Source organism: Streptomyces sp. DvalAA-14 (assembly GCF_900091855.1).
In the GTDB taxonomy this organism is placed as follows: Bacteria; Actinomycetota; Actinomycetes; order Streptomycetales; family Streptomycetaceae; genus Actinacidiphila.
The window spans coordinates 1-11,529 of the sequence record NZ_FMCH01000181.1; the positions used below are offsets into that span (position 1 = coordinate 1).

General features: G+C 71.9%; 9 protein-coding genes. 6 read left to right on the top strand and 3 right to left on the bottom strand.

Annotated features, from left to right (window positions below; genetic code table 11):
- Positions 1 to 131: 131 nt before the first annotated feature.
- The 4 genes from GA0115240_RS08870 (at position 132) to GA0115240_RS08885 (ending at position 4,617) form a co-directional block, all read left to right on the top strand.
- A complete protein-coding gene (locus GA0115240_RS08870) occupies positions 132 to 605 on the top strand; it encodes a lactate racemase domain-containing protein (protein WP_237554730.1) in 474 nt (157 codons plus the stop codon).
- Positions 506 to 1,138 (top strand): nickel insertion protein, encoded by a 633-nt coding sequence (gene larC / locus GA0115240_RS08875; RefSeq protein WP_093736109.1) that lies wholly within the window; start codon positions 506 to 508, stop codon positions 1,136 to 1,138. The genes GA0115240_RS08870 and larC overlap by 100 nt, the downstream gene beginning before the upstream one ends.
- Positions 1,138 to 1,791 (top strand): hypothetical protein, encoded by a 654-nt coding sequence (locus GA0115240_RS39155; protein WP_346267928.1) that lies wholly within the window; start codon positions 1,138 to 1,140, stop codon positions 1,789 to 1,791. The genes larC and GA0115240_RS39155 overlap by 1 nt, the downstream gene beginning before the upstream one ends.
- A gap of 993 nt (positions 1,792 to 2,784) precedes the next feature.
- Positions 2,785 to 4,617: an RICIN domain-containing protein gene (locus GA0115240_RS08885; RefSeq protein WP_202451169.1), complete on the top strand. Its 1,833-nt coding sequence runs from the start codon at positions 2,785 to 2,787 to the stop codon at positions 4,615 to 4,617.
- A gap of 75 nt (positions 4,618 to 4,692) precedes the next feature.
- Here the strand turns inward: GA0115240_RS08885 and GA0115240_RS08890 are convergent, their stop codons facing one another.
- The 3 genes from GA0115240_RS08890 to GA0115240_RS36755 all read right to left on the bottom strand — a co-directional run bounded on the left by GA0115240_RS08890 (position 4,693) and on the right by GA0115240_RS36755 (position 8,011).
- Entirely contained in the window at positions 4,693 to 6,477 is a 1,785-nt protein-coding gene (locus GA0115240_RS08890; protein ID WP_093736111.1) for an amylo-alpha-1,6-glucosidase, read from the bottom strand.
- Between the two features lie 136 nt (positions 6,478 to 6,613).
- Complete coding sequence (locus GA0115240_RS08895; RefSeq protein ID WP_093736112.1) at positions 6,614 to 7,597, bottom strand: carbohydrate ABC transporter permease; 984 nt, start codon at positions 7,595 to 7,597, stop codon at positions 6,614 to 6,616.
- 270 nt (positions 7,598 to 7,867) lie between these two features.
- On the bottom strand, positions 7,868 to 8,011 hold the full coding sequence (locus tag GA0115240_RS36755; RefSeq protein ID WP_161302119.1) for a hypothetical protein: 144 nt from the start codon (positions 8,009 to 8,011) through the stop codon (positions 7,868 to 7,870).
- Between the two features lie 291 nt (positions 8,012 to 8,302).
- Here GA0115240_RS36755 and GA0115240_RS08905 point away from each other — a divergent pair, with 291 nt between their 5' ends.
- The gene (locus GA0115240_RS08905; RefSeq protein ID WP_093736114.1) at positions 8,303 to 9,388 is read left to right on the top strand and encodes a LacI family DNA-binding transcriptional regulator; all 1,086 of its coding nucleotides are present in this window, start codon (positions 8,303 to 8,305) and stop codon (positions 9,386 to 9,388) included.
- Between the two features lie 728 nt (positions 9,389 to 10,116).
- Positions 10,117 to 11,529, top strand: a 1,413-nt coding sequence (locus tag GA0115240_RS08910; RefSeq protein WP_237554731.1) for an arabinofuranosidase catalytic domain-containing protein, incomplete at its 3' end; no start/stop codon positions are given.

The following is an 11,529-nucleotide window of genomic DNA, read 5'->3' on the forward strand; positions in this document are numbered from 1 at the left end:
GACGGCTCGGCGGGCAAAGCGGCCGGCTCTCGTCCCCGGCGTCGGGGGCGGGGGCGCCCGCCGCCCGAGCCGCCCGGCCGGCGGGCGCGCGCCGCGGCGTCCCGTGGGACCGCGGTGCGGGGAGCCGCGTGATGGACGTGCGCCTGGCGTACGGCGAGACCGGCCTGCACATCGACGTCGACCCCGCCGTGACCACCGTCGTCGAACCGGTCCATCACGAGGCCGCCGCCGATCAGCCCGGGGTGCTGACCAGGGCGCTGCGGTTCCCCGTCGCCGGGCCGCTGCGCGAGCGGGTGGCCCGCGGGCAGACGGTGGCGATCTCCGCGTGCGACGGCACCCGCCCGCAACCGCGGCAGCTGATGATCCCGGCGGTGCTGGCCGAACTCGACGGCATCGTCCGCCTGGAGGACGTGGTGATCCTCGTCGCCACCGGCACCCACCGGGGCAACAGCGACGGGGAACTGCGCCGCATGTTCGGCGACGCCGTCGTCGACAGCGTGGCGCCGTGGTGCGCGCCGCCGGTCGTCCCGGGGAGACGGTCACCCCCACGGCCGCCGCCGCCCTGGCGGCGATGGGCGCCCGCTACGAGCCCTTCGGCCCGATGACGCTCGGCCGGACCGGGTACGGCGCGGGCACCCGCACGATGCCGGATCGGCCGAACGTCGCCGCCGTCACCCTGGCCACGGCCGTCCGGTCCGGCGTACGGCATCTGTACGTGCTGGAGACGAACCTCGACGACGTCACCGGCGAGACCCTCGCCCATGTCCTGGCGCGGGCCCTGGAGCACGGGGCCCTCGACGCCTGGGTGACGCCGGCGGTGATGAAGAAGGGACGCCCGGCGCACGTGGTGCATTTGCTGAGGGATCCCGAACGGGCGGACGGCCTGCAGGAGTTGCTCGCCGCCGAGACCGGCACGCTGGGAATCCGCAGGAGCGCCGTCGAGCGGGCGGCTCTGCCCCGGCGCACCGAAGTCGTCGACGTCGACGGAGTCGGGATCCGCGTCAAGCACGGCCCGTACCGGTCGAAACCCGAGTACGACGACCTGGCCGCCGCCGCCCGGCGCCTCGGGCTGCCCCTGCGTGCGGTGGCCGACCGGGCGGTCAGGCGCGCTGATCCGAGCGACGGGGCGCGATCATGATGGACGACCAGAGCGTCGCACTGCTGGGCCGGTTCGCCGGCCTGGGCCGGCTGGCTGTCGCCTACTCCGGCGGCGCCGACTCCGCCCTGGTGCTGGCAGCCGCCGTGCGGGCTCTGGGCCCGGACCGCGTACTGGCGGTGACCGCCGTCTCGGAGAGCCTCGCCTCCGGCGAGCTGGCGGCCGCCGCCGAACTGGCCGCCTCCCTCGGCGTCGTCCACCTGGCGCCGCCGACCCGGGAGCTCGACCGGCCCGGATACCGGGCGAACGGCCCCGACCACTGCTACTTCTGCAAATCCGAAGTGCTCGGCTCCATCACCGCCTTCGCCGCGGAACGCGGTTTCGGCTGGTGGCCACCGGCACCAACGCGGACGACGCGGCGGACCCCTTCCGCCCAGGCATCAAGGCGGGCAGGGAGAACGGGTCCTCACCCCGCTGCTCGACACCGGACTCACCAAGGCCGATGTCCGGCGGATCAGCCGCCAGTGGGAGCTGCCCACCTGGGACAAACCCGCGACGCCCTGCCTGGCCAGTCGCATCGCCTACGGTGTCCAGGTCACCGGCCACCGGCTGGCCCGCGTCGACCGGGCCGAGGCCGCCGCGCGGGCCCTGCTGGCCGAGTCCGGTATCGCCGTCCGCGACCTGCGGGTCCGTGATCTGGGCGACGCGGTCCGGATCGACGTCGACGCCGCATCCGTCCCGGCGGCCGGCCGGCTCACCGGGTGGACGGCGCTGCTGACGGCGGCGGGGCTCGGCGGCCTCCCCTACCGCGTCGCCCCCTTCGCCTCCGGAAGCCTCAACACGCCGCCGACCGGGCCCTCGTCGAGCGCGATGAGCCGGGAACCGGGCGCCGGCGAGGGCTGACGGGCCGGTGCGCCGGGCCGGTGCCGAGGAGTTGCCCTTCCGCGTGTTCAGGGCGCGCCGGGCGCCCCCGGCATCCCGTCCGCGGGTGCCGGTCGGGCGGAGCCGGCGCTCCCGGCCAGGGCGATCCTCCGCCGTCCGTCCGCCCCTCCCGTCCCTGTGAGGCAATCGATTCGACCATCCCGGCCGAATTCCAGCGGGCTGCCGCCTGCGCGGCGCGTGCCGTTCGGCGGGCCGGCCCGTTCGACCGGCGCATCAGCGCCGCGGGCCGGACCGGCCCGGGCCTCCGCCACCGAAACCCTGCCCCACCTGTCAGTTCACCGTGGGTTTCGGATACCGGACGGCGACCTTGATCCCGACGCGGCGGCTGGACGCGGTCGGCGCGGAAAACACCGGACGGCTGCTTCGTAACCTTCCATTGACCGTGTCTGCCGACGGTCGTAACATCCGGACGAGCCGTCAGCGAATCGGTTCGACCTCGCTGCCGCGGCCTCGCATTCCGGCACGCGCACGAGCGGACAGGGCAGGACGCACCGGGCGCTGCGATGAAACGGCGGCAGGTGAGGTGCCGCGGGACGGCGGCGGGGGCGACCTCGCCGGTCGCCGCCGGTTCCTCCCGCCCGCCGGCTCGACCTGACGGACCCGCGGCCGCCCGGCCTCCGTCCACGACACACCGGCCGCGGACGGGTGCCGGACGCGCCCTGGTTCGTCGCGCTCCCCTCCACCGCGCCATGGCGACGCGGCGCGAACCCCCACACACAGGAGACCCGATGAGAATGAGAAGTCCGATGAGAACCGGCAGCGGGTACCGCCGCATGGCGACCGCGGCGGCGACCCTACTGACGGCGGCCTTCATGCTGGTGGCTCCCGGGCGGGGCGTGGCGGCCACGAGCGAGTCGCTGAGCGTCAATCTGGCCTCGCCCCGCGGGGCGGCCACCGGAGTCGGCGAGGGTTTCCTGTACGGCGTCAGCCAGGACGCGACGCAGCCGTCGGACCAGTACATCCAGCCGCTGGGCATCACCGCCTTCCGCGGCGGCGGCTGGTTCTCCGGCGGTTGGATCAAGGACGGCTACACGTTCGGCTCCGCCACCCAGGCGGACATCAACTCGATCGTCAGCCAGGCCCGGCGGTTCACCCAGCCGCCTTATCACGCGCAGTACCAGGTCCTGGTGAGCGACCTGTGGGGCAACAACGGCGGACAGCCCTCGAACGAGGTCTACCCGTGCGACAACGGCAACTGCGCCAACTGGGTCAGCTTCATCGACTCGACGGTCGGCGCGCTCCAGGCGACCGGACTGCCGTTCGCGTACGACATCTACAACGAGCCGGACATCTCGGTGTTCTGGACCCGGGGGATGAACAGCACCCAGTACTTCCAGATGTGGGACACTGCCTACAAGGAGATCCGCCGGGTCGCCCCGAACGCCAAGATCGTCGGCCCGTCGCTCGCCTTCACCCCGCAGAGCAACCCCGGGGAGTGGAACACCTGGCTGGCCCACGTCAAGGCGGCCGGCACGGTTCCCGACATGATCACCAATCATGACGAGGGCGACGTCGACGACCCGGTCACCGTGTCGCAGTCGCTCAACAGCGCGCTGTCGGCCAACGGCATCTCCGCCCGGCCGCTGTCGGCGAACGAGTACCAGCCGGCCGACCGGCAGACCGCGGGAGTCACCGCCTGGTACCTGGCCCGTTTCGCGCAGTCCGGCTACACCAACGCGATGCGCGGCAACTGGGTCTGCTGCACGACGCCGAACCTGACCGGGGTTCTCACCCAGAGCGGCGGCACATGGCAGCCCACCGGCAACTGGTGGGCGATGCGCAGCTACGCGGACATGACCGGCACCCTGGTGGCCACGTCCGGGCAGGTCGGGAGCACCGCGATCTCCGCGGCCGAGGACAGCGCCAACAAGCGCGCCGTCGCGGTGATCGGCGACAGCAACGGGTACACCGGCGCCGCCAGCGTGTCGTTCAGCGGGCTGTCGTCGGTACCGTGGCTGGCGAACAACGGGAGCGTCAACGTCACCGTGGAGCGCATCCCCGACCAGGCACCGCTGACCGCGCCCCAGGTGGTGTACAACCAGAACCTCTCCACCTCGGGCGGCACCGTGACCGTCCCCTTCTCCTTCCAGGCCAGCCACGACGCCTTCGCCGTCTATGTGACACCGGCCGGCTCGTCCGGCGGCGGCTTCCCGAGCGGCTACCACCAGTTGGTCATGAGCAGCGACGGCCTGTGCCTGGACGTGTACGGCAACAGCACCTCGGCCGGCGCGGTGATCGACCAGTGGACCTGCGGCAGCCAGTCGAACCAGCGGATCCAGTTCGTCCCGGTCTCCGGCAGCTACGGCGAACTCCAGGTCAGCAGCTCCGGCCAGGACATCGCGGTAGCCGGAAGCTCCCCCGCGGCGGGCACACCTGACATCGTCCAGCAGACTCCCAACGCCGCGCCCAACAGCCTCTGGCAGCCGGTCCAGCAGTCCGACGGCTCCTACGCGTTCCGCAACCAGAACAGCGGCCTGTGCCTGGACGGCTTCGGCGCCAACGCCACGCCCGGGCAGCAGCTCGACCAGTGGACGTGCAAGAACACGCCCGGCAGCAACCAGGACTTCACCCTTCGCTGAGCGTGCCGCGCGGCTCCCCACGCGGCGCCGCCCCGGAGGTCCTCACGGCGGCGGCGCCACGTGGCGACCCGGCCGCTACGAGTCGCTCGCCGCTCCCGGCCGGCTGTCCCCGGGCGGAGTGGGGGCCTGCGCCGTCCCGGAGCGCCGCTGGTGGTCACCGGCCAGGAGCAGGTAGCAGCTCGCGGTCCAGGTGTAGGCCCGGTCGCGCAGTCCCTGGCCGGTCAGCGCGTCGAAGTTCTCGGCGAAGCCGGACTCCTCGCACAGCGCGCGGAACCGGGCGTTGATCTCGTCCGCCAGCCGGGTGTGCCCGGCCCGGCGCAATCCGTCCTCGATCAGGACCGTCGAAGGCGCCCAGATGGGCCCGCGCCAGTACCCGTCCGCCTCGTAGTGCGGGGATTGGGGGTGCTCGGTGGCCAGGCCGTGCGACGTGAGGTGGGCGGCGAGCGACTCCGCCAGCCGGTCACTGACATCCTTTGGCAGCAGTTCCCCGAGCACGACGGGCATCAGGTCGAGGAGGCTGCGGCTGTGCGAGAGGCGGCCGGTGTGCGGCGAGCGGGCATGGAAGCGGCCGTCCACCCACAACTGGTCCAACAGCGCTTCCATCATGGCCTTGGCCGTGTCCGTATGGCGCGCGGCGTCCTCGGTGTGCCCCAGCTCGTCGGCCATCCGGGCCAGTTCGTGCAGCTGCAGGATCAGGAAGGACGCCAGGTCGGCGGTCACCAGGACCCGGCGGGGATCGAAGGTGGTGGCGTTGTCCCAGCCGCTGTCGTTGCCGTGCTGGTAATGGGGCAGCGCCTCGCCGGGCGCGCGCCGGGCGGTGAGCCAGAAGTCGGTCCACCGGCCCAGCCGCCGGTACGTCTCCTCCAGTTCGCCCGCCTCCACCGGTCCGGGCAGCCGCTCCCTGAGCCGGCGCAGCGCCCACCCGTGGATCGGCGGCTTGACGAAGTTGTACAGGACCTCGGAGTGGGTGACGGAGTCGGGCAGCGCGCCGCTCTCGTCCTGGTGGTCGAAGGGGAGGTGGAACTGGTGCCAGGCCAGCCGCGGCGCACCGGGCGCCAGCGCCAGGGCGTTGAAGCAGTGGTCCCAGCTCCAGACCTTGTCCATCCAGTGCTTGGACATCAGCACCGCGGGCCGGCCGACGAAGCCGGCCGGCCGCACCGTGGCCGACCACAGGACGTAGGCCGCCAACTCGGCGGCGGCCGGGCGGCCTTCGGGCGGGCCGGTCACCTCGGCGGCGAACGCGCCGAAGGCATCCTCGGCCCGGGCCGCGGTGCCCGCGAAGTCGTCCGCCGGGGTGTACGGCGTGCGGGCGCTGTCGATCTCCTCGATGGCGGCCTCCCAGCGGCCGGCGCCGGTCAGGGTGAGGCGGCGGGAGGCGCCGGCGAGCCCTTCGCCTCCCGCGAGCCGGGCGGTCGCGCCCTCCAGCGCGGTGATCCGGTAGCGGCGGCCCGTCTCGTACGAGGTGAACTGGAACGAGCCGTCCACCGGGTCGCGGTAGAGGTACATGCCGCTGAACGGGGTCAGCCGCGCGTCCGACGGGGTGATCTCCAGGTCCAGCCCCTCCCCGCTGACCCGCAGGGTGTCGGCCGACTCGTAGACGAGCGTGATGTCACCGTGCGGGTCCTGCCACGTCAGGCCGCCCGACGCGGCCCGCCAGCCGGCCGGGGCGCGGTCTCCGGTGTCGGGGACGAGGGGCACGAAGCGCAGGACCGGGTGCATGCCGTTCTGGTGGGACACCAGGTGCAGGTCCTCGGCCTGCACGTGCTGGGCGATGACCGGCGAGACGTTGAGCCATGACCCGTGGAAGCTGAACGGGATCTCCTGGATCGCGAAGACGGGGCCGGACGGGATGACGGTCATCGGGAAACGCTCAATCCTTCTGAGGAGACGTGCGGGGGTCTGCGGGAATCTGCGCGGATCCGCGGGGACCCGAGAAGACAGGTCGGGTTCAGACCCGTGCGCCGTCAGTCCTTCGGGTGGACGGCCCGCGGGGCTCTCATGCGTACTGCTGCTTTCTCTGGACCCGGATGTAGAACAGCCCGAAGGCCAGCGCGATCAGCACCAGGAGGTTGCCCACCGCCGCACCGGGGCCGAACTGCGGCAACAGGTTGCCGAAGCCCAACCGGTAGGACCAGGTGGCGAAAGTGGTCGACGAGTCGCTGGGGCCTCCCTTGGTCATGATCCAGATGATGTCGAAGACCTTCAGCGTGTAGACCAGGCCCAGGAGCAGGGTGATGGCCGAGACGGGGCGCAGCAGCGGAAAGGTGACCCGCCAGAAGCGCTGCCAGGCGTTCGCTCCGTCCAGCGCGGCCGCTTCGTACAGCGAGGCCGGGATGGCCTGGACGCCGCTGTAGAGCACGACCAGGTTGAACGGGACCCCGATCCAGATGTTGGCGATGATCACCGACGCGAGGGACCAGGTCGGCGAGGTGAGCCAGTTGACCGGGCCGATGCCGAGGCCGTGCAGGGCGGCGTTGACGACGCCCGAGTCGCTGTTGAGCATCCACGACCATGTGGAGGCCGAAACGATCAGTGGAAGCAGCCAGGGGACGAGGAACAGCGCCCGGAGCGTCGCGGACAGACGGAAGTGCTGGGCGAAGAAGACCGCAAGCGCCAGCCCGATCCCGTACTGGAACAGCAGGCTGGCCGCGGTGAAGAGCACGGTGTGCACCAGGGCGGGTGCGAAGGTCGGATCGTCCACGACCTGCCGGTAGTTGGCCGACCCGGTGAAGGGTGCGCCGCCTTGGACGAACGAGCGCACCGTGTAGTCCCGCAGCGACAGGTCGATGTTGCGGTAGAGCGGATAGGCGTAGAAGGCGGCCAGATAGGCGGTGACGGGTATCAGGAAGCCCCACGCGGCCCACTGCGGGGAACGCGGTCCGCCGCGCGGCGGCCGTGGGGTTCGGGTGTCCGCCGGCCCGACGCCGGGCCAACCCCCGCGCCCGCGCCGCTCGTCGGCCGTCTGTGCCTTGTCGTTCATCGGCGATCCGGTCCTTCGCTTGGCTCCCAGGGCCGCGCCGGGCAACGCGGCTCCGGCACGGGCGGCTAGGCCGTGTCTGACAAATCCCGCCTGCCCCGCGACGCCTGGCACGCGCGCTCGCTGCGTTGTCGGGGTCGTCCGAGTAGCCCACTACGAGGACACCCTCCCCCAGCTATCGCTGGGAGGTGCCCCCACCGCCTTGCGATCGCACGCACCAGACGCCGCGGGGCCCCGCCCTGCGGGCGGACGGCGCTATTTGTCAGACACGGCCTAGCGCGCGGTGGACGAGCCCGCCGGCGAGGACGACCGAGCGGCCACCGTGGCGGCCGTCTCCGCCACGGTCACGGTCACGGTCACGGTCACGGCCGCGGTCACGGCAACGGCGGCGAGCCGCCGCTGGGTCGTTTCGACCATCGCCCTGTTCCTTCCTGCCCCCACCCGTGCGGCCGCGCCCGGTCCCCGGCTGCCACGAGCCGCATGCTGCGTCGAATCGATTGCGCGAACCGGTTCGACAGGGACCGTAGATCCGGGCGCGCCGTCCGTCAAGGCATGGGGACTCGTGGACCCGAAGGGGACACCACGCGCGCCTCGGTGCCGGGCGGTTGGGCGACATACGGCAGCGGCTTGGCGCCGGCCGGCCGGCGATCCGAATCGATTCGATGGCGATGGGGTAATCTGTGGCCCGACGGACTGCCGAGGAGCCACATGAACATCGGGGAGATCGCCCGGCGGGCGGGAGTGTCGCGGAGCACTGTCTCGTACACGCTCAGCGGCAAGCGTCCGGTGGCCCCCGCCACCCGCAAGCGTATCCAAGATGTGATCGACGAGCTGGGATACCGCCCCAACGCGGCCGCCCGCGCGCTCAAGGAGGGCCGGACGCGGACCATCGGCCTGGTGATCCCGCCAGCCAGTAAGCGACTGACCCACATGCAGCTGGACTTCGTGGCCAGCGTGGTGGACGCGGCCGCCCGCGCCGACCTGGACGTGCTGCTGTCCCCCTCCGGCGGCGACCACGAGCGGTCGTTCGAACGACTGGTATCCGAAAGCCGGGTCGACGGCGTCATCTTGATGGAGATCCGCATCGAGGACGCGCGGGTGGGGCGGCTGCGCGAGGCGCGGCTGCCGTTCGTCGGCATCGGGCACACCGCGGGGGACCGCGAGATGTGCTGGATCGACGTCGACTACGCCGGACTGATCAGCCACTCGGTGCGGCATCTGGCTGATCTCGGCCACCGCAAAGTGGCACTGATCAACCGCTCGCCCGAACTGGTCGCCACCGGTTACGGTCCCAGCCACCGGGCCCGCGAGGGCTTCCTGGCCGCGGTGCGCGAGCGGGGCCTGGGGGGCTTGGAGCTGTTGTGCGGGGACGACAGCCGGTCCGGCCAGGAGTGCGTACAGCAACTCCTGGACGCGCACCCCGACACCACCGCGATCACCACGATCAACGAGGCCGCCCTGCCGGGTATCCAGCGGGCCCTCGCCGAGGCCGGCCTGCGGGTTCCGCGGGACTTCTCCGTCACCGGGGTCGCGGCGCAGCTGTGGGCCGAGGACTTCCGCCCGCCCCTCACCGCCGCCGACGTGCCCGCCCAGGAGATGGGGGCCCAGGCGGTCGCCCTGCTGATCGAGCGGATCACCGACCCGGCCACGCCCGCCCGGCACATCCTCCTGGCCCCTCCGATCGCCCTCCGGTCGAGCACCGCCGCGGCGCCCGCCCGCTCGGCCCCGCCGGACCCCTCGCTGGACGCTCCGCGAGATGCCCTCGCCAAGCCGCTTCTCGCACCCGGGGACTGAACGCGGCGTACGCCGCGCCGGGGCCACGGCGAGCCAGGTAAACAGAGCGCCTCGGCGGCGTCAACAGCGTCGACGGCAATCGCGTCCCGCACCAGCGCCGACGCGGGTCGGCAGGGTGTACCTGTGTGAAAAGGGTTGACACCGGGTTCCGGTTGATGGAGGCTCCCGCCGTCGGATCGCAGGCAACCCCACTCCCCCAGACCGACATCCGCGCCTTCATGTTAACGCTCACACATTTGGCCTCGCCCCCACGCACCTAGGAGTCCTGAGTGAACATCCGAGCAGCCCGGCCCGACCGGCGAACGAGACGCCGGGCCGACGCGCCGCGACAGCGGACCGCCGCCGTCGACGGCCGCTTCGGGGAACCCGGCTCCCCGATCCGCGACCGGTAGCCGGCAGCCTTCTCGAAGCCGCCCGCCCTCAAAGGCCGGCACCGATCGGCTCCGGTCAGCGCCGGTCCGTGCCGATCTGTACCGGTTCGGGCTCGGCCCGTCTCCGGTCCGCACCCGGTCCGCACCCGGTCCGGTCCGGGCGACCGCCGTCCGCCCGGCAGGGCGCGTACGGCAGCCGATGGCAACCGAGAAGCGCGCGGCACCGGTTTCCGTCCTCCGACGACGCCGGCCGCCGGACGCGTCGTCCGCTTTCCGGCCGGTCCGGCACGAGTGAAAGGAATCGCGCAGCACAGCAAGAGACGCCTGTTAGCGCTCTCATTCATCCAAGGAGAATCGATGGGAATCACCTCCATGAAAAGCATGACCGGGCGGCTCCTCGCCGCGGCTCGCCGCCATGGCCGTCAACGCGCCCTGGGAGACCCGGAGCTCGCCGACCCCCGGGAGCGCCCGTCGTCTCGTGGCGTCAGCCGGCTCGCGCGGGTCGCCTTCGCGTCCGTGCTCGTCGTCGGCGGCCTGGCCGCGGCCGCGGCCACCTCCGGCACGGCCCAGGCGGCTGGTTCACTGCCGTGTGATATTTACGCGGGTGGTGGGACGCCGTGCGTGGCGGCGCACAGTACGACGCGGGCGTTGTACTCGTCGTACAGCGGGTCGCTCTACCAGGTGCGGCGGGCGTCGGACAGCGCGACGCTGAACATCGGTGTGCTGAGTACGGGCGGGTATGCCAACGCGGCGGCGCAGGACTCGTTCTGCGCGGGTACGAGCTGTGTGATCACGGTGATCTACGACCAGTCGGGGCGGGGCAACAATCTGACCCAGGCGCCGGCCGGCGGTGCGGCGGGCGGTCCGGACAACCTGGCCAGTGCGACGGCCGCGCCGACGACGGTGGGCGGCCACAAGGCGTACGGGGTGTTCGTGGCGCCCGGCACGGGCTACCGCGACAACCACACCAGCGGTATCGCCACCGGGGACAGTCCCGAGGGCATGTACGCGGTGCTGGACGGCACGCACTACAACGGGGGCTGCTGCTTCGACTACGGCAACGCCGAGACCAACAGCAACGATGACGGCAACGGCACGATGGAGGCCATCTACTTCGGCAACATCAAGGTGTGGGGCTACGGTTCGGGCAACGGGCCGTGGATCATGGCGGACCTGGAGAACGGGCTGTTCTCCGGTGTCAACCAGCACCTGAACTCGGGTGATCCCACGGTGAACTACCGCTACACCACCGCGATCATCAAGGGCGGCGCGAACCACTGGGCGATCCGGGGCGGCAACGCGCAGTCCGGGAGCCTGTCGACGTTCTACGACGGGGTGCGTCCCAACGTGTCGGGCTACAACCCGATGAAGAAGCAGGGCGCGATCATCCTGGGCACCGGCGGCGACAACAGCAAGGGCGCCCAGGGCACCTTCTACGAAGGCGTCATGACCAGCGGCTACCCCTCCGACGCCACCGAGAACGCCGTCCAGGCCAACCTCACCTCCGTCGGCTACGGAGCCACCTCCAGCGGAGGCGGCACGACCGGTGCCCTGCACGCGGTGGGCGCCGGCAAGTGCCTGGACGTCCCCAACTCCTCCACCACCGCCGGCACCCAGCCCCAGATCTGGGACTGCAACGGCCAGGCCAACCAGCAGTGGACCCGTACCTCCTCGGGCCAGCTGACCGTCTACTCCGGCAGCACCCAGCAGTGCCTGGACGCCTACAACAACCAGACCACCAACGGCACGAAGGTCGACATCTGGCCCTGC

Excerpts from the sequence above, each read along its gene's own strand:
- GA0115240_RS39155 (WP_346267928.1), top strand. The coding sequence starts at position 1,138 with ATGGACGACCAGAGCGTCGCACTGCTGGGCCGGTTCGCCGGCCTGGGC.
- GA0115240_RS08895 (WP_093736112.1), bottom strand. The coding sequence starts at position 7,597 with ATGAACGACAAGGCACAGACGGCCGACGAGCGGCGCGGGCGCGGGGGT.
- GA0115240_RS36755 (WP_161302119.1), bottom strand. The coding sequence starts at position 8,011 with ATGGTCGAAACGACCCAGCGGCGGCTCGCCGCCGTTGCCGTGACCGCG.
- GA0115240_RS08870 (WP_237554730.1), top strand. The coding sequence starts at position 132 with ATGGACGTGCGCCTGGCGTACGGCGAGACCGGCCTGCACATCGACGTC.
- GA0115240_RS08885 (WP_202451169.1), top strand. The coding sequence starts at position 2,785 with ATGAGAACCGGCAGCGGGTACCGCCGCATGGCGACCGCGGCGGCGACC.
- GA0115240_RS08905 (WP_093736114.1), top strand. The coding sequence starts at position 8,303 with ATGAACATCGGGGAGATCGCCCGGCGGGCGGGAGTGTCGCGGAGCACT.
- GA0115240_RS08890 (WP_093736111.1), bottom strand. The coding sequence starts at position 6,477 with ATGACCGTCATCCCGTCCGGCCCCGTCTTCGCGATCCAGGAGATCCCG.